Genomic DNA, 20,214 nt, shown 5'->3' with positions numbered 1-20,214 from the left:
AAGGTCATCGGCTGAACCCAAGCGGCAGGCGCGGCTTATTGCCACTAAAAACATGACTGGCCCGCTACCCGGGCCAGCGTGTCTGTGCCAACCTTTGCGCATTCCCACAACATTGATGACGATCATTTGAAAGCGCTTATTGTGTTCTTGCCGTTGCTGTTGAGCATGCCTCTGGCTGCGGCACAACTGGATCTGCGGCTTGGCGAAAACAGCCGTACCTGGCAGACCGAGGAGTTGCTCAAGCATCCTCAAGTGCAAACCCTCACGATCAAAAATGATGTGTCCTACAAGAAGGGCATGACCTATCGCGCCGTGCCCATGGCTGCGTTGCTGACAGGGATCAAACCCGACGATCACCTGCAAGCGGTGGCACTCGATGGGTTTGCCGCCGAACTGGCTGCTGCGCCATTGCTCAGCACCAAAGGCGCGCGGGCCTGGCTGGCGATCGAAGATCCGGCTCAGCCATGGCCACCTCTGTCCGAGGGCAAGCACAGCGCCGGGCCGTTCTATCTGGTGTGGACCGATCCACAAGCGGGAAATATCAGCCCGGAGCAATGGCCGTTCGAAGTGGCAAGCATCAAGCGCATGGCACCAGTGGCCGAACGCTTCCCTGCCCTGCTGCCTGACCCTGCGCTGAAAGCCGATGATCCGGTGAATCAGGGTTTTGCGCTGTTTCAGAAAAACTGTCTGGCGTGCCACCGATTGAATGGTGCGGGAGATGCGCAGTTCGGGCCGGATCTGAATATTCCGTATAACCCGACCGAGTATTTCGGGGCGGACTTCCTCAAGCGCTACATTCGTGACCCACAAAGTTTGCGTCAGTGGCCGCAGGCGAAGATGCCGGGGTTTTCTGCCGATGTGCTGCCGGATGGGGATTTGCAGATGTTGATCGGGTATTTGCAGCATATGGCTGGGCGCAAGGTTAAGCCCTGAGTTCTTGAGCCTTGGGTTGTTGGCTCTGACCTCTTCGCGAGCAAGCCCGCTCCCACAGGATCAATGCTGATTCAAAATCAACGCATAACCTGTGGGCTGGCTTACCAGCATTTGCGGCATCCCCAATCCTATTGCTGTTGCACGGAGATGACCGGCACCGGCGTCGGCGATACAAACACCTTCGCGTGCATCTGCTCACACCCACCACCACGGCGCATCCCGCGCACCGGGCAGGCATCCAGATAATCCAGACCCACCGCCAGTTTCAGGTGTCGCTCAGGTCGAGCCAGTTGATTGGTCACGTCAAAGCTGTACCAGGCGTCATCCAGCCACGCCTCAGCCCAGGCATGGCTGGCCAGGTGCTCACAATCCTCGCTATACAGATAACCCGACACATACCGCGATGGGATTCCCAGGCTACGCGCGCAGGCCAGGAACGCGTGGGCATGATCCTGACAAACGCCTGAGCGGCCGGCGAACGCCTCGGCGGCGCTGGTATCCACTTCAGTGGAGCCCGGCGTGTACGTCATGTGCTGGTTCAAGCCGTGCATCAAATCGATCAGCGCCGTGCGGTCGCGGCGTTGCTTGCAGTTTTTTTCGGCGAACGCACGCAGCGCCTCATCGGCCTCGGTCAGTCGAGTAAAACGCAGGAACGGTAACGCCGACTGGCTCTCGTGCTCTGCCTCACGCAACTCATCGATATCCACCTGGCCACGGGCGCCGATGATGATCGCTTCGTGCGGCTCGTCCATGGTCAACACATGCAGGATGTTGCCGAACGGATCGAGTTGCGCACGCACCGGGCGCGGCAGGTCGAGTTGCCAGCTCAATACGTGCTGACGCTCGCTGTCGTGGGGTGTCAGCCGCAGGTACTGGATGCTCGCCCGCACCTGATCTTCGTAGTGATAGGTGGTCTCGTGGCTAATGGAAAGTCTCATGCAGCCTCCAGGTAGGAACTGTGAATAGCGTTACCCAACTGGCGCACCAGCGGGATGAATTCGGTCAGCCAGGCGTGCAGGCCTTCCTCGAGGATTTCGCTGATGCCGGTGTAGCGCAGGCGTGCGTCCATTTCTGCGGCCAGCCGTTGTGCCGGCCGACCGTTGGCCCCGGGCAACTGCGCGAGAATCTGGTCGATCTCTTCGGTGCAGGCGCGCAATGAACGCGGCACATCCGCGCGCAACAGCAGCAGCTCGGCGACATGCCTCGCCCCCGGCGCATCGCGATAGATTTCGGTGTAGGCCTCAAACGACGACAAAGCCCTGAGCAAAGCACTCCACTGATAGTAGGCGTGAGCAGTGCCGTCACTGACCGCTTCGGCCTGATCACCCGCCATTTCGTAGCGGGCATCGAGCAGGCGCAAGGTGTTGTCCGCGCGCTCGATAAAAGTCCCCAAGCGAATGAAGCGAAACGCATCGTTGCGCATGATCGTGCCGTAGGACGCCCCACGGAACAGGTGCGAACGCTCCTTGATCCATTCGCAGAAACGGCTCATGCCATAACGGCTCAGCCCCTGTTCGGCGATCCCGCGAATCTCCAGCCAAGTGGCGTTGATGTTTTCCCACATGTCTGCGGTGATTCGCCCACGCACCGCGTGAGCGCTGGCCCGCGCCGCGCCCAGGCAGCTGTAGATGCTTGCCGGATTGGCGGCATCGAGGGCGAAAAAGTGCAGCAATCGTTCGGCATGCAGCGCGCCGTGACGCTCCAGATAATCGTCGAGGGTGCCGGTGATCAACAGCGGCATGGCCAGTTCGTGCAGACCATCGCCGCGGCCGTCTTGCGGCATCAGCGACAGCGAATAACTGATATCGAGCATCCGTGCGAGGTTTTCCGCTCGCTCCAGGTAACGCGACATCCAATACAGATCCGAGGCAGTTCTACTTAACATGGCAAGCTTCCTTCAATCCTCGACCACCCAGGTGTCCTTGGTTCCGCCGCCCTGGGAGGAATTCACCACCAGAGAGCCTTCACGCAGGGCGACACGGGTCAAACCGCCTGGCACAACCCGCGTTTCGCGACCGGACAAGACAAACGGACGCAGGTCGATATGGCGTGGCGCAATGCCGTTTTCGACAAAGGTCGGACAGGTCGACAGCGACAACGTCGGTTGCGCGATGTACGCGTGGGGCTTGGCTTTGATCCGCTCGCGGAACGCATCGATTTCCGCCGTCGTCGCTGCCGGCCCCACCAGCATCCCGTAACCGCCCGAGCCTTGGGTTTCCTTGACCACCAGATCCGGAAGATTGGCCAGCACATGGGAAAGTTCAGACGGATTGCGACATTGCCAGGTCGGCACATTCTTCAGGATCGGTTCTTCATCGAGGTAGAAACGGATCATGTCGGTCACGAACGGATACACCGACTTGTCATCGGCCACACCGGTGCCAATGGCGTTGGCCAGCACCACGTTGCCGGAGCGATAGGACGACAGCAGCCCCGGCACACCCAGCATCGAATCCGGATTGAACGCCAGCGGATCAAGGAACGCGTCGTCGAGACGGCGGTAGATCACGTCGACCGCTTTCGGGCCGTCGGTGGTGCGCATGAAGACTTTGTCGTCACGCACAAACAGATCGGCGCCCTCCACCAGTTCAACGCCCATTTCCCGCGCCAGAAAAGCATGCTCGAAGAATGCACTGTTGAAGCGCCCCGGCGTCAACACCACCACACTCGGGTCATCAATCGGGCTTGAGCTTTTCAGGGTGTCGAGCAACAGGTTCGGGTAGTGGTCGATCGGCGCGATGCGCTGCGCGGCGAACAACTCCGGGAACAAGCGCATCATCATCTTGCGGTCTTCGAGCATGTAGCTCACGCCGCTCGGTGTGCGCAGGTTGTCTTCGAGCACGTAATAGGTGCCGTCGCCGTCGCGCACCAGATCGACACCAGAGATGTGCGAATAAATATCGCGGTGCAGATCCAGCCCTTGCATCGCCAACTGATATTGCTCGTTGGCCAGCACCTGCTCGGCGGGAATGATCCCGGCCTTGATGATGCGCTGCTCGTGGTAAAGGTCGGCGAGGAACATGTTCAACGCCTTGACCCGCTGGATGCAGCCGCGCTCGACGATCCGCCATTCGCTGGCGGGGATGCTGCGCGGAATGGTATCGAAAGGAATCAGGCGCTCTGTGCCCTGCTCGTCCCCGTAGAGCGTGAAGGTAATCCCGGCACGATGGAACAGCAGATCGGCCTCGCGTCGCCGTTGGGCCAGCAGCTCGTCAGGCGTGTCGGCCAACCACCGGGCAAACTCCCGGTAATGCGGGCGAACCTGGCCGCCGGCATCGTACATCTCATCAAAATAGGTGCGGATCATGCCGTACTCCTTGTCACCCGGACATACAGGCCTTCGCAAGGCCCGTGCCATCGGCATAAACGCTTTGATTTCAATCAGTTGGATATTCACGCCGCAGGCGCCGCACCATTCCTGTGCAACAAATGCCCCAACCTGATTGCGCCCGCCTCATTGCGACGCAGTGTTGTCGTCTATCACCAGCATAGTCAGAGTTGATTTCACTGCTCGGCGTGGGCGGCGGATAATCCGCGCATCCGCTGAAAAAGCTGCCACGCGCAGGTCTTCAGCTCAATTGATCCGGCCTGCCAGTGCAGCCCTTAAAGCCTTGGCCCTGAACGGTTTCATCGATTTATCGGTCTTCCCTTTTAGCCACCCTCTCCGGTGGCTTTTTTTTGCGTGCGTGAAACGTTTTGAAAGCAAAAGAGATCCATAAACGAAAACGGCCAACCCGAAGGTCAGCCGTTGCTCAACAAAAAACACCAGAGATCAGTTCAAACGGTAGCGGTTGCGTACCTCCTGCTTGACGCCCCAGCCCTCGATGATGCCACCCAGCGGTTCGACCACGGCGGAGAAGCCCTGCTCGAAATCGCCAATATCGTCATAAGTCGCGTACATCACTTTGCTTAATTCCAGAGACCAGGCGCCGTCGTCGCGCGCACTGACCTGGGCATTGATGGATTCACCGCGAAACTTGCCTGCCGCCCTGCGCGCCCGCTCCTCGTCCGGGAAAATGGCGTAGAACTCGATGGGATGGAATCGGGAAAAATCGAAACCGCCTTCTTTCATGCGGCGCAGCACGTTGCTGCTGATGTCTTCTTGATAGGCTGTGCTCATGAATCGTCCCCCTCGGATGATGGATAGACTTTCCGTATTCCCGCCCCGGGCCTTGGGCCTAAGTACTTCGGCAAACTGGTTGCACGCGGGAAACAAGCATGTAGCTGACAAGACCAGACCTTAGCGATCCGTTCGCTGATCTCGCTTGCAGAGTAGCCCCAAGATAGAGCTGCTGCCAAGGCCTGGTGTGATAAGTGATGGAAGAATTTCAGATGGGGGTGATGCTGCGGATTTCGATGCTGTTCTGGGTTTTCAGACTTTTGACACCCGCATCGGCGGTGCGGCCTTCCAGATCGTTCAAATCCAGTGCGGCGGCAACAGGCAGGAGCCGTTGCTTGATCAGTCGAGCGGCCTCATCGTCGCTGGGACATTCGGCGCGCTCGAAGACCTCAACAACAGTTTCACCATGATCGTCCACGAAAGTGATTTTCCACTTTTGCATCGGTGCCTCCTCGATCAAACCCGCAAATGGGCTTACCTCTATCTCGACTTTTGGTCAGATTGATCGTTCAAAAGGATTGCATCGGGCGAACATGAAAAAAAAGACACCCAATGCGCAAGCGGGCTTTTGTGGCAAGGGGATTTATTCCCGATCGGCTGAGAAGCAGTCGTAGATCACGGGGTTTTCTGTCAGACCGCGCCCACTGGTTCAAGGGACGCTTCGCGCCCCATCGGCTTAACACAACCCCACAAGTTCTGCGTTGTTCGCGAGAATGGCTCAGATCCGCACATTCCCCCGTGGCCCGGCAATCGCCCAGATGATCAGGCCCAGCACCGGCAGAAGGACGATCAGCAGCACCCAGAGGACTTTCATCCCGGTCTCGGCGCCGCTTTTCAGTACGTTGATGATGGCCCAGATATCGAGGGCAAGAATGATTAGACCGATCAGACCGTTAAACGTCGAACCCATGGTGTCGCTCCAAAATAGTGGCATGCACTTTTAGGATAGACGGTCGCGCGAAGGGTTCCCTTTTATTGCCCTCAGACGTGAGCAGCGACCTTCAAGGCCTCCAGCGATGGCGCAGCGGCGATGCCGACTTCGGCGCACAACGCCAGCACCCGTGGCACGTCGTTGCCGTAAACCAGTACGACTTGCAGTTCGTCGTCGAGCAACTGACTGAAGTTCATCAGCGTGTAACCGCCGTTTTCCTTGTTCAGGCTGCTCATCTGCACCTGAATGCGATTGAGCGCGGTCAGTGCTTCGGTCTTGGCCAGTTGCTTGGGCTTGAGGTTGAAATCGACTCCCGGACCGAACGAGGCAACGATCTGCGCGAACAGATCGACGTAGGTGTCGGCCTGGAACAGCACGGTTTCCGGCAGGCTGCCGACCACCACCCACTCGCCCAACGTGATCGGGAAAGTATCGTCGTAGTTGATGTCCGGGTTGGCCGTCAGGAAAGCACCGGCATCGGCGTAGGCCTGTGCGGCTTCGTCGGCCACTTTCAGGATCTCGTCCTCGCCCATGCAGCCGGAGCTGATTTTGCTGATGAGTTCGACGAGTGCGGCTTTCATGAGGGCAGATCCTGTGGCGAAGGTGAATTTCGAGGGCGCGAAGGATAGCGCATTCTCTCCCTCGCCACAGTTCAACAGAGTTGATTTCAGCTCAACAGTTTTTCCAGCTGCGCGGTGGTGTCGACCGCGCCCATGGTGCGAGCCGCGTCCAGCGCAGTCACGCCGTTAGCGTCCTTGGCTTGCGGATCGGCGCCTTTGCTGATCAGGTAATCGACGATTTCAACGCGGTTGAACATCGCCGCCATCATCAACGCGGTACGACCGTCGAACGACGAACCTTCGATCTCGGCGCCCGCTTCTACCAGTGCCTTGACCACGGCCAGATCACCTTTGAACGCTGCGCCGGCGATGGGGCTCTGGCCGTTGCCATTGCGCATCTCCGGGTCAGCCTTGTGTTTAAGCAGCACCTGTACCGCATCCACATGGCCGTAGTAACTGGCCAACATCAGCAACGTGTCGCCCTTGGTGTTTTTCAGGTTCACTGGCAGGCCGGCGCTGATCAGTCGATCCAGCATCACTGCATCACCGTCGCGCGCCTTGTTGAAAACCTGCTCGGTGAATTCGGCAGCCTCTTCAGGGGTCATCTGGCGGCTTTGGTCGGACATGGGGCAACTCCACTTTCGGTTAATCGCAAAGCCGACAGTTTCCCGAGCGAGGCGATAGCTGTCACCCCCTTTTTCTCAAGATCGGCTATAGCCAGAATCAATAGCGGTATTTGCCCTGATGAATGTCGGCCAGCACTTGATCGGTCACCTGCACATACGTCTGCGTGCCAGGCAGCCAAGCGAAGATCGGGTCATCACCCGTCAGGCCCGGGTCGAAGCCTTCGTTTTTCAACCGCGTTTTCTGGTATTTGAAGGTGCCGGTGGTTTCCATTTTCACTTTCACCCGCAGGAACAGAGGCACGGCGTAGGCCGGCATGCGTTGCCGGGCGAACGTCAGCAGTTCAGCGAAGTCCAGGGTGGCGAGGGATTCGGCAGGTGTGATCGCCGCCATCCCGGCGCGTCCGTTGGTGTTGCGGATTTCCACGCCATAGGCCACGGCCTCAGAGATGTGCGGATGTTGCAGCAACAGGTTTTCAACTTCGGTGGTGGAGACGTTTTCACCTTTCCATCGATAGGTATCGCCGAGGCGATCAACAAACTGGGCATGACCAAAACCGATGTTGCGCAACAGATCACCGGTGTTGAAGAAGCGATCGCCCCTGGTGAACACATCGTGCAGCACGACTTTGGCGGTCTTCTGCGGATCGGTGTAGCCGTCCAGCGGCGCCTTCTCGTCGATTCGCGCCAGCAGCAAACCTTGCTCGCCCTTACCGACCTTGCGCATGAAACCATCGTCGCTGCGAATCGGCTCGCCGCTGTCATGATCGTAGGCCACCAATTCCCAGGCCATCAGCGAAAACCCGATGGTGTTGTCGAAGTTGAGGATGTTGGTAAAACCGATATTGCCGTCGCTCGCGGCGTACAGCTCACAGATATGATCGACCGCGAACCGCGTCTTGAACTCAGCCCACGCGCCTGGACGCAAGCCGTTGCCGATCATCTTGCGCACGTCGTGACGATTGTCATCGACGCTGGCCGGTTGATCGACCAGATAACGGCATAACTCGCCGACGTACCCGATGGTGGTGGCGCGATAGCGGCGCACGTCATTCCAGAACTGACTGGCGCTGAATTTGCGGCGGATGGCGAAACCCGATGCGCCGTTGATCGCCGAGCCCCAGCACACGCAGAGGCCGGTCGCGTGATAGAGCGGCAAGGTGCAATAGACGACATCGTCGGGGCCCATGTCGAGGGCGATCATGCCGAAGCTGGCCGAACTGCGCATCCAGCGACCGTGCTTGAACACACCGGCCTTGGGCAGGCCAGTGGTGCCAGAGGTGTAGATGTAGAAACACGGATCGTCGAAAAACACCTGCTGGCTGCTCGGGGGATTATCGCTGCGAGCGTCGACACTGGCGCTGATCAGGTTGACGTAACCCTCGGGCGCAATGCCCGGATGGCTGTAAGTGTCATGGTCCGCCACGAACCAGGTGCGCTCTGGCGTAATCGTCACTTGATCACGTACCGCGGCAAACGCCGGCACCAACTCTTCACCGACCACAATCGCCACCGGCGCCACCAGATTCACACTGTGGATCAGCGTATCGCGGGTCTGCGAGGTATTGAGCAGTGCGCTGACGGCGCCGACCTTGGCCAATGCCAGAATCGTCACCAGTAGTTCCGAACGGTTTTCAATGAACACCGCCACCACATCACCCTTGCCGATCCCCTGCCCGTTCAGATAGTGGGCGATGCGATTGGCCCACTGGTTGACCTGCGAATAGGTCAGCAAGACATCGCCCTGCAATAACGCCAGGCCATCGGGATTACGCAGAGCCGCTTGTTCGAACGTCCAGCCAAGGCCACAGCTTTGGGTCGGATCCTTGACGTTGGCCACCTTCATGCCTTTGACCACTCGCGGAATGGCTTTGGCAATCATCGGCAGTTTGCGGAGCATCATGCCCCAGGTAATCGTGTCGCTTGGCGCGTGACTCATGGAAGCTCCCGTTCGGCCCTGGTTTGCTGGCCGGCATTCTTATTTTTCGGGCAATCGGTGGCTGCGACCGGCACTTTCAGGCGAAGGTCGAGAGCGAAAGTACGCCAGCGCTTCTCAAGCTGTACACGCGGTTTTTGCAATGTTTTGTATCCGCAGGACCCTGGCCAGCAGCAACGATCCTGTGGGCGCGATTTGGTTCCGTTTATTCGCAAGCGATCCCGCAAAATGCAGGATGCACGATGGCCGTTCATGCAGATTGCACGACGCGTTTAAATTCACGATTCTATAAACTATTGATTTATAAGTATTTTTAAAAAAATCCATGCTGGCACAATCACTGCAACCTCCTCTGCATGCTTGCCATTCAAGTGCATACGGAGCTGAAAAACATGAGCCTGATCCAAGAAAAATTTACCTCCCTGTTCTCCAACTTCGAAGTCACCACTGCGCCACGTCCCGATGGCGGGATCCTGCTGACTCTGCGCAGCAGCGACGGCAAAGTGTTCAAGCGTGCGCTGACGTATCAGCAACTGCATGCCGGCGACCAATTGTCGTGGGCGATCAGCGCAATTCGTCGTGATCTGGCTGAACAGGCCAGCGAACTGCCACAAATCGCAATGCTGCAGAGCCAGCAGCGTTTTGCCCTGCCGACGTATCACTCGCTGTAATTGATTTGACCCCGTAAAACAAAACAGGCCGTGAAGGATGCGCTTCACGGCCTGTTTTTTTATGGATGACGTTTATCGTCTACGGCTCAGTCCTCAAGACGCGGGAAGCGGCCGGCGATATCTTCGCCAGTGAAGTTGGCGACCCAGCCTTCGGGGTTGTTGAACAGACGGATCGCCACGAAGTGCGGATGTTCACCCATGTCGAACCAGTGTTTAGTGCCGGCCGGCACCGAGATCAGGTCGTTTTTTTCGCAGAGTACGGCGTAAACGTAATCGTCGATGTGCAGGGTAAACAGCCCACGACCGGCGACGAAAAAACGGACTTCGTCTTCGCCATGGCAGTGTTCTTCAAGGAACTTGGCGCGCAGTTCGGCTTTCTGTGGGTGATCACTATTGAGGCTGATCACATCGACCGTGATGTAACCGCGCTCGGTCATCAGTTTGTCGATCTGCTCTTGGTACGCGCTGATCACTTCTTCCTGGCTTGCACCGGGCTGGATCTTCGCGGCGGCTTGCCAGCGGTCGAAACGCACGCCCTGCTCGGCCAGAGTCGCGGCGATGTCTTCGAGATGCGTCAACACCTTGTTCGGGATATCGGGGCTTGAGACGTGATAAACGGACAGGCTGCTCATTGGGGCAATTCCTCGGTATCGGCCTTGCCGTCCGGCTCTTTCAGACCGGTCGGGCACAGCAATTCATCAAGTAAATGGGCGACTTCTGGCGAAGTCAGCCTTGGCGGTTCATGACGCTGCGGGTCTTCAACTCGCATTCAAACAAAATTCAGATACCACTGAGACCCGCCTCGACCATAAAGAAAACACCCGGCGTCGACGATTGGCCGGGCGAGTTGTTCACGCGCAAGGCTCACAGGCTGTCCTCTTGCATGCGTGTGGCAATGATAACGGCAGCCGCGAGCGCCGCGAGACTGGCAATACTAAAGGTCAATGCCGGGCCGAGGGTATTCCAGCTGTAACCGGCATACAGTGCGCCGAGCGCGCCTCCGGTGCCGGCCAGCGCGGCGTACAACGCTTGGCCCTGTCCTTGCTGGCGCGCGCCGAAGCTACGTTGCACGAACGCGATGGCAGCGGCGTGAAAACTGCCGAAGGTCGCCGCGTGCAGCACCTGCGCCAACAACAGCACCCAGAGAAACTCGGCGAACGAACCTAGCAGCACCCAGCGCAGCGCCGCCAGCAGAAAACTCGCTATCAAGACTCTGCGCAGGGAGAAGCGCGAAAGAATCCGGCTCATGGCCATGAACATCAGCACTTCAGCGACTACACCGACGGCCCAGAGCATGCCGATCACGCCGCGACTGTAGCCGAGTCGCTCAAGGTGCAACGTCAAAAACGTGTAGTACGGGCCGTGGCTCATCTGCATCAGCGCCACGCTGCCGTAAAACGCCAGCACGCCGGGACTGCGCAGTTGCTTGAGAAAACCTTCACCGGTCGGCCGGTTGCCCTGCGCCGGTTGCGCGTTCGGTACCCACAAACTGCTGAGCACGATCCCCGCCATGATCAGCACTAGCGCTGCCGGGTAGATATCCAGGCTAAGCCATTCGAACAGGCGCCCCAACACAACCACGGTGATGATGAAGCCGATCGAGCCCCACAAGCGAATCTGGCTGTAACGGGAGGTCTGCCCCTGCAAATGCGCCAGCGTAATGACTTCGAACTGCGGCAACACCGCGTGCCAGAAGAATGCATGCAACGCCATGACCATCGCCAGCCAGGCGTAGGTTTTGCTGACGAATATCAACGAGAAGGTCAGCAGCGTACACACCGCGCCGAAGCGCACGATGGCCAGGCGTCTGCCGGTGTAATCGCCAAGCCAGCCCCAGATGTTAGGCGCCACGCAGCGCATCAACATCGGGATGGCGACCAGCTCGCCAATGCGCGCGGCGCTAAATCCGAGGTGATCGAAGTACAACGCCAGAAACGGCGCCGTCGAGCCGAGCAAGGCGAAATAGAACAGATAGAAACTGGACAGCCGCCAGTAAGGGAGCGCCGCCACGGTCAGACCGCGACGGCTTTGTGGTCGGCCATTAAAGCTGACCCAGCACCGGGGTGCTCACGCGCACATCGGCGTTCTGCCCACGGTGGCGCAGCAGGTGATCCATCAGCACGATGGCCATCATCGCTTCGGCAATCGGTGTGGCGCGGATGCCCACGCAGGGGTCGTGTCGACCTTTGGTGATCACGTCGACCGCGTTGCCTTCGACGTCAATCGAACGGCCCGGGGTGGTGATGCTCGACGTTGGTTTGAGCGCCAGATGGGCAACGATCGGCTGACCGGACGAGATGCCGCCGAGAATGCCGCCGGCGTTATTGCTGAGGAAACCTTGCGGAGTCATTTCATCGCGATGCTCGGTACCACGCTGGGCAACGCAGGCGAAACCAGCGCCGATTTCCACGCCCTTCACCGCGTTGATGCTCATCAGCGCGTGCGCCAGTTCGGCGTCGAGACGGTCGAAAATCGGCTCGCCCAGACCCGGCATGACGCCTTCGGCGACCACGGTGATCTTCGCCCCGACCGAATCCTGATCACGGCGTAATTGATCCATATAGGCTTCCAGCTCCGGGACTTTGTCCGGATCCGGGCAGAAGAACGCGTTTTCTTCAACCGAATCCCAGGTCTTGAACGGGATTTCGATCGGGCCGAGCTGGCTCATGTAGCCGCGAATGACGATGCCCTGAGCGGCCAGGAACTTCTTGGCGATTGCACCTGCCGCCACGCGCATGGCGGTTTCCCGCGCCGAGCTACGGCCGCCGCCACGATAATCGCGCTCGCCGTATTTGTGGTGGTAGGTGTAGTCGGCGTGGGCCGGGCGGAACAGGTCCTTGATTGCCGAGTAGTCCTTGGACTTCTGGTCAGTGTTGCGGATCAGCAGACCAATGGAGCAGCCGGTAGTGCGGCCTTCGAACACGCCGGAGAGGATTTCGACTTCATCGGCTTCCTGGCGCTGGGTGGTATGTCGACTGGTGCCGGGCTTGCGGCGGTCGAGGTCGCGCTGCAAGTCCTCGAGGGAAATTTCCAGGCCCGGCGGGCAGCCGTCGACAATGGCGACCAACGCCGGACCATGGCTTTCGCCAGCGGTGGTGACAGTGAACAACTTGCCGTAGGTATTGCCGGACATGCAGGACGCTCCGTGAAATCAAACCCAAATTCGTAATGCGCGCCAGTATACGCAGGCTAACCGACTAGTTCATCCTCGAACCTTAGCGGTGTTGGTGAGTCCAACCGGCACCTTGGCGAATGATGGCGTGATGATGCTGCGAGTTTTGATTTTGAGTCTTACCCTGTTTACGGGCTTTGCCCAAGCGACGGTCCTACAACGCCCGGTAACTTTGGATACGGGGAGCGGCGAGCTTTTCGGTTCGCTGTTGCTGCCAAAGTCCGACAACCCTGTGCCGGTTGTCCTGATCATTTCAGGCTCTGGGCCTACGGATCGCGACGGAAACAACCCCGACGGCGGGCGCAATGACAGCCTTAAACGGCTGGCCTGGGTGTTGGCTAAACACCACATTGCCAGTGTGCGCTACGACAAACGCGGCGTGGCCGCCAGCCTTGCGGCCACGCCGGACGAGCGCAATCTGTCGGTGGAGGCCTACGCGGCAGACGCCGTGGCGTGGGGGCAGAAGCTCAAGACCGACCCGCGTTTTGGCAAGCTCATCCTGCTTGGCCACAGTGAAGGCGCACTGATTGCCAGCCTTGCCGCGCCGAAGCTGGATGCGGCGGCGGTGATTTCCCTGTCTGGCAGCGCGCGACCGGTCGATCAGGTAATCCGTGAGCAACTGGCGCGCAGCCTGCCACCGCCGCTGATGTTGCGCAGCAACGAGTTGCTCGACAGCCTCAAGGCCGGCCGCACCGACGACAATGTGCCGGGGCCGTTGCAGGTGATTTTCCGGCCAAGCGTGCAGCCGTACCTGATCTCGTTATTCCGACAGGATCCGGCCGCAGCTTTCGCTCAACTGAAGATGCCGGCCCTGATCGTTCAGGGCAGCAACGACATTCAAGTGGGTGTCCATGATGCAAAGCTGCTCAAAGCCGCCAAACCGGACGCCGAACTGGTGGTGATCGAAGGCATGAACCACGTCATGCGCATCGTGCCTAACGACGTGAAGCGGCAACTGGCCTCCTACAAGGACCCGAATTTGCCTTTGGCAGCGGAACTCGGTTCGAAAATCATCGATTTTATTGACGGAATTCGCACCCGATAAGCGCTGTTTGCCCTCTAGTGTTGTAAGAAACGGCCGATAAGCCTTTGTCGCCAGCGCACTGGCTGGCGGCAAGCAGGGCTTGGACAGGATCTCGCCGTTATGACTGATACCCAGACTTCACCCGACACCACCGCTGAAAAAGACGCACCGCCAGCGGTCGAGCTGCCGTGGGCGGATGTCCACGTCGAGCACCACAAGATGCTCCGCCTGGCCCCGTTGAAGACCGACCGCCACACCGGCGGCCGGCCATTGCGTTTTGTCGAATTCGGCTATGCCGAGCGCAATAGCAAAGAACACAGCCTGATGCGCATGGCGATCAAGCTGCCGAGCCAGCGTGTTCGCAAAGAGCAGAATCATCTCGATGTGTGGGTCAATCACACCACCAAACGTGTGAGTTTCGGCCCGGACAGCGGCTTGCAGATTGAACCGTTAAACCGTGGCATCGGCCGCTTCATGGCCGCGCATGGTATTACTTGGGCGAAAAAACGCTGGCCCGCCTACACCGTCGACGGCATGGACTTGAACAACAAGGACGCGCTGAACGAAGACACTCGACTGCGGCGCGATCATTTTCTGCGGGTGCACGGATTTGATGTGGTCTACGCCGACGCCCAACATTTGAAGGGCAGCATCAAGGATGCTCAGGTCGGCGATTTGATTGGCGACTGGAACAGCGAAAAGCTGCAGATCGTCGAGATTCTTGAAGCCGCGCAAATGCTTCAGCAGGCCGAACAGAATCTGGCCGAGCAGGAAGTGAAGCTCCAGAAGCAGGAAGAAAAGGTCAGCAAGTTCAAGCGCGAAGACGCCGGGTTGCGCTTCACTATTACTTGCCTGGTGGCGTTTGCGGTGTTTCAGGCGGGGTTGTTGATCTGGATTGCTACGCACCGCTGATGACTTGAAACTGCGGCGCTGCCATTCGCGAGCAGGCTCGCTCTCACAGGAACATGCATTCCAAAGGTGGGAGCGAGCCTGCCTGCGAAGCGTTCAGGGGTCAGACGCGAGAAGCAAATAGCGCTTGATGATCGCGACACTGCTGCGCCGTCAACATGAACACGCCATGCCCACCGCGCTCGAACTCGAGCCAAGCGAAGTCGACTTCCGGGTACAACGCTTCGACGTGAACCTGGCTGTTACCCACTTCGACAATCAGCAAGCCCTTCTCGGTCAGGTGATCCGCCGCTTCGGCGAGCATCCGCCGGACCAGGTTCAGACCATCATCACCGCACGCCAGGGCCAGTTCCGGCTCGTGCTGATATTCGTCCGGCATGTCGGCGAAATCTTGCGCATCGACGTAAGGCGGGTTCGACACAATCAGGTCGAAACGCTGACCCGGCAGCCCCTCGAAACCATCGCCCTGCACGGTGTAGACGCGCTCATCGACGCCATGTCGCTCGATGTTCTGATTGGCCACTTCCAGCGCTTCGAACGACAGATCCGCCAGCACCACTTCGGCGTTCTGGAACTCATAGGCGCAGGCAATGCCGATGCAACCGGAACCGGTGCACAGATCAAGAATTCGCGCAGGGTCATTGCCAATCCATGGCGCAAAATGGTTTTCGATCAGCTCACCAATCGGCGAACGCGGGATCAATACACGTTCGTCGACGATAAACGACATGCTGCAGAACCACGCCTCACCCAACAAGTAAGCGGTCGGAATACGCTCTTCGATGCGACGCTTGAGCAGGCGTTGCAGATTGACCAGTTCGTCATCTTCCAGTGCGCAATCGAGATAGCTGTCGGCGATTTCCCACGGTAGATGCAATGCCCCCAGCACCAGTTGCCGGGCTTCGTCCCAGGCATTGTCGGTGCCATGGCCGAAAAACAGATCCTCCCCATGGAAGCGGCTGACGGCCCAACGGATGTGGTCGCGCAGGGTACGAAGTCGGGAAGTGATCACGGGGCAGAACTCCAGAAAAAACGACTGGCGATTCTAACAGCCAAAACGCGCCACGACGACGCAGGAAAAATCCCGCCACGATGGTAGGGGTTTTCTGTTTTTTGCATCAGCTATTGAACAGAACGTGTAACTTGACAAGGCTGCAAGCCAGCAACGACGGTGCCTACGATGGTAGCGATTCACAGAACCGCTCAGCCAGAGGACAATGTCGCAAAAGCCCCACCCCAAGGAGCCCCAGAATGTCCGTTCCAAAAACGATGTTTCAACTCAGCGGTCGCGGTTACGCAGCGGCCACGCTGAGCCATGCCACCGTGGTCATCATCGATGCCCAGAAAGAATATCTCAGTGGCCCACTGGCCCTGAGCGGCATGGATGCGGCCGTCGCGAACATCAAACAAGTGGTCGCTGCGGCCCGTGCAGCCGGTCGGCCGATCGTGCATGTGCGTCATCTCGGCACCGTCGGTGGCCTGTTCGACCCACAGGGCGAACGCGGCGAATTCATCCCCGGCCTCGAACCGCAGGGCGATGAAACCATCATCGGCAAACTGTTGCCGAGCGCCTTCCATGGCACCGAGCTGCTCGATCGCCTGCAAAACCTGGGCTCGCTGGACCTGATCGTCTGCGGCTTCATGAGCCACTCCAGCGTCAGCACCACTGTGCGCGCGGCGAAAAACCTGGGTTTCCGCTGCACGCTCGTTGAAGATGCTTGCGCCACCCGTGACCTGCCGTTCAAAGGCCGGGTACTCAGCGCCGAAGTGGTACAAGAAGCAGAAATGGCGATCATGGCCGACAACTTTGCCACCCTCGCCAAAACACAAGATCTCATCTGATCGCGCCCTGATGAGCGGCTCACACCGCCGCTCATCCACAAAAGCCTCTCATTTGACGCAAATGCCATAGCCTCAGGAACAACCTGGTCAACTCCCGGTCGAAGGGCCGATACCCATTGAGGAAGGTCGGAATGAAGTTATCCGATGGATTTGACGCACGCCGCTTGCGGCCCAAAGGCCAAAGCAACTGGCGTTTTCGATTCGGCGCGGCGATTGCAGCCATTCTGGCCACGTTCGGCGTGCTGCTGGCAATGGCCGGGGCAGCCAGCCTGCTGGGGCGCCCGCCAGCGCTCGGCGACTTGAACGCCACGCCAATGGGCTCCGCGATCATTCTGGCAGTCGGTTTACTGTTTCTGTATTTCGGGGTCGCCCTGTGGCGTCGCTGCCGCCGTCGCGCACGGCAGTCGCGGGAATTGAACATGTCCCCGCACCTGATGAAAAAACACGACTGACTCGATGGCCTGGCTTTTTGCCGGGCCGTTTTGTTTCGACTTGGGTAAACTGGCCGCCCTTCGCGGAGGCTGACATGCAAGACGACGATTTTTCGCTGTTCAAAAGTGCGATCCAAGGCGTCAAGCCGATCAAGCACGACCGCGCCGACACCGGCAAACCCAAAGCTGACCGCGCGCAGATCGCCAAATTGCGCCAGTCCGCTACCGTGCGCACCGACACCACCACCGTTGATGGTCTGTCCGATCAGTTCGTGATCGACGTCGGCCCGGAAGACGAGTTGATGTGGGCCCGCGACGGGGTGCAGGAAAGTCAGATGCGCAAGCTCAAGGTCGGTCAGATTCCGTTCGAGGGCAGCCTCGACCTGCACGGCATGAACGTGGAAAAGGCCCGGGAAACCCTCTGGGCGTTTCTTGCCGAAGCCACCAAATTCGAAATCCGCTGCGTTCGCGTCACCCACGGCAAGGCCGTGCGCCTGGACGGCAAGCGGCCGATGATCAAAAGTCACGTCAACACTTGGCTGCGCCAACACGCACAAGTGCTTGGTTTCTGCTCGTGCCAGGCCAGACACGGCGGGGCCGGCGCGGTTTATGTGATGCTTAAACGCACCATGATGGAAGGTCGCGACGAATAATCCCGTTACACCGAACTTGCAGGGTTGTGTCCGCCACCGTACCCTTGCCCTTTGCGAAAATCCCCACAGGTAGTTTCATGTCCCTGGTACAGAATTACACCTAGATTCTCGGAAAACTGGTCGAGTACGTTTCCCGCGAGGGCCTTCTCGACACGCCAAAGCGTGCCGCCAAAGCCATGCAGTACCTCTGCCGCGGTTATGAACAGACGCTAGAAGAGGTCACCAACGGTGCCCTGTTCAGCTCCGATAACAGCGAAATGGTGCTGGTCAAGGACATCGAGTTGTACTCGTTGTGCGAACACCACCTGCTGCCGTTCATCGGCAAGGCGCATGTTGCTTATATCCCGAGCGGCAAAGTGCTGGGTTTGTCGAAGGTCGCACGGATCGTCGACATGTACGCCCGTCGCCTGCAAATTCAGGAAAACCTCAGCCGCCAGATCGCCGATGCGGTGCAGCAAGTCACCGGCGCGCTGGGCGTTGCCGTGGTGATCGAGGCCAAGCACATGTGCATGATGATGCGCGGTGTCGAGAAGCAGAATTCGTCAATGATCACTTCGGTGATGCTCGGCGAGTTCCGTGAAAACGCAGCCACCCGCAGCGAATTCCTCAGCTTGATCAAGTAATTGGCAACAGTAAAAAACCGGCGTTGATCGCCGGTTTTTTTTGCCCGTGAAAAATCGGGTAAGCTGCGCGCCTTCTTCAATATCTCAGTGAGGCTTGTAACGTGTTCGTTAAAGCACTTCGTGTTGGCCTCGGCCAACTGATCATTTTCATCGATTTCATCACACGCCCTGGCAAGAAAAACCGCCCCGCCGCCGCTCAGGCAAAGGTGGAAGCGGCTGCGAAGGACCTGACGTTGTATCAGTTCCACGCCTGCCCGTTTTGCGTGAAGACCCGCCGCACGTTGCGTCGCCTCAATGTGCCGGTGGCGCTGAAGGATGCCAAGAACAACGAGCAGGATCGCCAGACGCTGCTGGAACAGGGCGGCCGAATCAAGGTGCCGTGCCTTCGGATTGAAGAGAATGGCCAGACGACCTGGATGTATGAATCCAAAGTGATCATTGATTATCTGGATAAGCGGTTTGCTGCGGCCTGAGGTTTTTGTGCCGTTCTGACTGACGCCTTCGCGAGCAAGCCCGCACATCTTTTAATGTATTTCCCCTGTGGGGTCGGGTTTTCTCGCGAAAAGGACCGCCCAGCCAGCACAAAAATCCAGACAACAATTTTCAGGCCGCCCTGTCTCGTTGCGCCTGACGCACCACCGCCGCCAATCGCTTGAGCCCTTCATCCAGCCGCGCCGCGTCAATGTGGCTGAAGTTAAGACGCAAATGCCCGAGATTTTTATCGGGATCAGGAAAGAACGGCTCACCTGGCATAAACGCCACATCATTGGCCAACGCCTCGTAAAGCAACGTGCGCGTGTCCAGCGGCTGTTTCAGCGTCAACCAGAAAAACAGCCCACCCTGCGGCACGTTCCAGTCCGCCAGATCCGAAAAGTGCGTTTCCAGCGCTGACTGAAAGGCATCGCGCCGTTCTCGGTAGAAGCCGCGCAACTCAATCAAGTGCTGCTGATATTGCTCAGTCCCCATCCATTGCAATGCCTGCCACTGCCCGATGCGATTAGTGTGCAGATCCGCCGATTGCTTGAGCTTGAGCAGATGCGCAAACAGATCCGGGCTGGCGATCAGATAGCCGACACGCAAACCGGGCAGCAAGGTTTTCGAAACCGTGCCGGTGTAGATCCAGCTGGATTTATTCAACCGTGCGGCAATCGGCTTGGCGCTGGCGCCGTCGAACGTCAGTTCGCGGTAGGGTTCGTCTTCGATCAACGTCACGCCGAATTCATCGAGCAGTGCGGCGACGGCTGCACGTTTGGCCTCGCTGTAGCGCACGGCGGACGGGTTCTGGAACGTCGGGATCAGGTAGATGAACGCCGGACGATGTTGCTCCAGACGACTGCGCAATTGCGCCAGGTTCGGGCCATCGGATTCCTGCGGTACGGTCAGGCATTCGGCGCCAAACAATTGGAATATCTGCAAAGCGGCCAGATAAGTCGGCGCTTCCAGAAGAATCTCGGTGCCCTTGTCGATGTACAGCTTGGCCGCCAAATCAAGAGTCTGCTGGGAGCCACTGACCACCAGCACCTGACTCGCCTCACACGCCAAGCCTAGCGCCCTCGCCTGTGTGGCCAAGGCTTCGCGCAATGCCGGCTCACCCTCGCTCATACCGTATTGGCCGAGGGACAGCGGCATATCGCCCCACTCGACTTTCGGCAACATGACCTCGGCAGGCAGGCCGCCGGCGAATGACATCACTTCCGGACGCTGAGCGGCGGCAAGAATTTCACGAATCAAAGAACTTTTAAGGCGCGAGACACGTTCGGAAAAAGCCATGGAGGTCACCAGTAGC

Annotated in this window: 24 protein-coding genes; 9 read left to right on the top strand and 15 right to left on the bottom strand. The window is 58.7% G+C overall.

The window, feature by feature from the left end; translation table 11 throughout:
* The first annotated feature begins 111 nt into the window (after nt 1-111).
* Entirely contained in the window at nt 112-933 is an 822-nt protein-coding gene (locus ACIOU6_RS21615; protein WP_401138840.1) for a c-type cytochrome, read from the top strand.
* Nucleotides 934-1,061: 128 nt separating this feature from the next.
* Here the strand turns inward: ACIOU6_RS21615 and ACIOU6_RS21610 are convergent, their stop codons facing one another.
* The 9 genes from ACIOU6_RS21610 to ACIOU6_RS21570 all read right to left on the bottom strand — a co-directional run bounded on the left by ACIOU6_RS21610 (nt 1,062) and on the right by ACIOU6_RS21570 (nt 9,106).
* Nucleotides 1,062-1,871 carry a transglutaminase family protein gene (locus ACIOU6_RS21610; protein WP_221733904.1) on the bottom strand — a complete coding sequence of 270 codons (810 nt, stop codon included), beginning with the start codon at nt 1,869-1,871 and terminating at the stop codon, nt 1,062-1,064.
* Nucleotides 1,868-2,818, bottom strand: coding sequence for an alpha-E domain-containing protein (locus ACIOU6_RS21605; RefSeq protein WP_221733905.1), 951 nt, complete (start codon nt 2,816-2,818; stop codon nt 1,868-1,870). Before ACIOU6_RS21605 ends, ACIOU6_RS21610 begins: the two co-directional genes overlap by 4 nt.
* A gap of 12 nt (nt 2,819-2,830) precedes the next feature.
* Entirely contained in the window at nt 2,831-4,240 is a 1,410-nt protein-coding gene (locus ACIOU6_RS21600) for a circularly permuted type 2 ATP-grasp protein (RefSeq protein ID WP_103303811.1), read from the bottom strand.
* A 465-nt stretch (nt 4,241-4,705) separates the two neighbouring features.
* Nucleotides 4,706-5,053, bottom strand: coding sequence for a ribonuclease E inhibitor RraB (locus ACIOU6_RS21595; protein ID WP_003223226.1), 348 nt, complete (start codon nt 5,051-5,053; stop codon nt 4,706-4,708).
* Nucleotides 5,054-5,261: 208 nt separating this feature from the next.
* A complete protein-coding gene (locus ACIOU6_RS21590) occupies nt 5,262-5,495 on the bottom strand; it encodes a hypothetical protein (RefSeq protein ID WP_221733906.1) in 234 nt (77 codons plus the stop codon).
* 276 nt (nt 5,496-5,771) lie between these two features.
* Entirely contained in the window at nt 5,772-5,963 is a 192-nt protein-coding gene (locus ACIOU6_RS21585; protein ID WP_221733907.1) for a PLDc N-terminal domain-containing protein, read from the bottom strand.
* A gap of 71 nt (nt 5,964-6,034) precedes the next feature.
* Nucleotides 6,035-6,565: a hypothetical protein gene (locus tag ACIOU6_RS21580; RefSeq protein ID WP_401138835.1), complete on the bottom strand. Its 531-nt coding sequence runs from the start codon at nt 6,563-6,565 to the stop codon at nt 6,035-6,037.
* Between the two features lie 86 nt (nt 6,566-6,651).
* On the bottom strand, nt 6,652-7,170 hold the full coding sequence (locus tag ACIOU6_RS21575) for an ankyrin repeat domain-containing protein (protein WP_221733909.1): 519 nt from the start codon (nt 7,168-7,170) through the stop codon (nt 6,652-6,654).
* 97 nt (nt 7,171-7,267) lie between these two features.
* On the bottom strand, nt 7,268-9,106 hold the full coding sequence (locus ACIOU6_RS21570) for a long-chain-acyl-CoA synthetase (RefSeq protein ID WP_401138834.1): 1,839 nt from the start codon (nt 9,104-9,106) through the stop codon (nt 7,268-7,270).
* A 389-nt stretch (nt 9,107-9,495) separates the two neighbouring features.
* Between ACIOU6_RS21570 and ACIOU6_RS21565 the strand changes: the two genes are divergently transcribed.
* A complete protein-coding gene (locus tag ACIOU6_RS21565; protein ID WP_129391315.1) occupies nt 9,496-9,774 on the top strand; it encodes a DUF3509 domain-containing protein in 279 nt (92 codons plus the stop codon).
* An 86-nt stretch (nt 9,775-9,860) separates the two neighbouring features.
* Here ACIOU6_RS21565 and ACIOU6_RS21560 read toward each other — a convergent pair whose 3' ends face one another.
* The 4 genes from ACIOU6_RS21560 to aroC form a co-directional block, all read right to left on the bottom strand.
* Nucleotides 9,861-10,406: an acireductone dioxygenase gene (locus tag ACIOU6_RS21560; protein ID WP_221733911.1), complete on the bottom strand. Its 546-nt coding sequence runs from the start codon at nt 10,404-10,406 to the stop codon at nt 9,861-9,863.
* A complete protein-coding gene (locus ACIOU6_RS21555) occupies nt 10,403-10,543 on the bottom strand; it encodes a hypothetical protein (protein WP_401138833.1) in 141 nt (46 codons plus the stop codon). Before ACIOU6_RS21555 ends, ACIOU6_RS21560 begins: the two co-directional genes overlap by 4 nt.
* Nucleotides 10,544-10,638: 95 nt before the next feature.
* Entirely contained in the window at nt 10,639-11,784 is a 1,146-nt protein-coding gene (locus tag ACIOU6_RS21550) for an MFS transporter (protein WP_401138832.1), read from the bottom strand.
* Between the two features lie 31 nt (nt 11,785-11,815).
* Nucleotides 11,816-12,907, bottom strand: a complete 1,092-nt coding sequence (gene aroC / locus ACIOU6_RS21545; protein ID WP_221733914.1) for a chorismate synthase — start codon at nt 12,905-12,907, stop codon at nt 11,816-11,818.
* 130 nt (nt 12,908-13,037) lie between these two features.
* On the opposite strand from aroC, the gene ACIOU6_RS21540 reads away from it, so the two are divergent.
* On the top strand, nt 13,038-13,991 hold the full coding sequence (locus ACIOU6_RS21540) for an alpha/beta hydrolase (protein ID WP_221733915.1): 954 nt from the start codon (nt 13,038-13,040) through the stop codon (nt 13,989-13,991).
* Nucleotides 13,992-14,090: 99 nt separating this feature from the next.
* A complete protein-coding gene (locus ACIOU6_RS21535) occupies nt 14,091-14,882 on the top strand; it encodes a hypothetical protein (RefSeq protein WP_339538400.1) in 792 nt (263 codons plus the stop codon).
* 100 nt (nt 14,883-14,982) lie between these two features.
* Here ACIOU6_RS21535 and prmB read toward each other — a convergent pair whose 3' ends face one another.
* Nucleotides 14,983-15,891: a 50S ribosomal protein L3 N(5)-glutamine methyltransferase gene (gene prmB / locus ACIOU6_RS21530; protein WP_401138831.1), complete on the bottom strand. Its 909-nt coding sequence runs from the start codon at nt 15,889-15,891 to the stop codon at nt 14,983-14,985.
* 239 nt (nt 15,892-16,130) lie between these two features.
* Between prmB and ACIOU6_RS21525 the strand changes: the two genes are divergently transcribed.
* The 5 genes from ACIOU6_RS21525 to ACIOU6_RS21505 all read left to right on the top strand — a co-directional run bounded on the left by ACIOU6_RS21525 (nt 16,131) and on the right by ACIOU6_RS21505 (nt 18,901).
* Complete coding sequence (locus tag ACIOU6_RS21525; protein WP_221733918.1) at nt 16,131-16,721, top strand: cysteine hydrolase family protein; 591 nt, start codon at nt 16,131-16,133, stop codon at nt 16,719-16,721.
* A gap of 131 nt (nt 16,722-16,852) precedes the next feature.
* Nucleotides 16,853-17,173 (top strand): hypothetical protein, encoded by a 321-nt coding sequence (locus ACIOU6_RS21520; protein ID WP_007914024.1) that lies wholly within the window; start codon nt 16,853-16,855, stop codon nt 17,171-17,173.
* Nucleotides 17,174-17,247: 74 nt separating this feature from the next.
* Complete coding sequence (locus ACIOU6_RS21515; RefSeq protein ID WP_221733919.1) at nt 17,248-17,805, top strand: Smr/MutS family protein; 558 nt, start codon at nt 17,248-17,250, stop codon at nt 17,803-17,805.
* Nucleotides 17,806-17,909: 104 nt separating this feature from the next.
* Complete coding sequence (folE, locus tag ACIOU6_RS21510) at nt 17,910-18,428, top strand: GTP cyclohydrolase I FolE (RefSeq protein WP_401138839.1); 519 nt, start codon at nt 17,910-17,912, stop codon at nt 18,426-18,428.
* A gap of 101 nt (nt 18,429-18,529) precedes the next feature.
* Nucleotides 18,530-18,901, top strand: a complete 372-nt coding sequence (locus ACIOU6_RS21505) for a glutathione S-transferase N-terminal domain-containing protein (protein ID WP_221733920.1) — start codon at nt 18,530-18,532, stop codon at nt 18,899-18,901.
* A gap of 130 nt (nt 18,902-19,031) precedes the next feature.
* On the opposite strand, the gene ACIOU6_RS21500 is transcribed toward ACIOU6_RS21505, so the two are convergent.
* Nucleotides 19,032-20,198, bottom strand: a complete 1,167-nt coding sequence (locus ACIOU6_RS21500) for a PLP-dependent aminotransferase family protein (protein WP_401138830.1) — start codon at nt 20,196-20,198, stop codon at nt 19,032-19,034.
* Nucleotides 20,199-20,214 lie beyond the last annotated feature (16 nt).

The organism is Pseudomonas sp. NPDC087615 (genome assembly GCF_044743445.1).
GTDB classification, from domain to species: domain Bacteria; phylum Pseudomonadota; class Gammaproteobacteria; order Pseudomonadales; family Pseudomonadaceae; genus Aquipseudomonas; species Aquipseudomonas baetica_A.
This window is presented reverse-complemented; position numbering and strand designations above follow the sequence as displayed.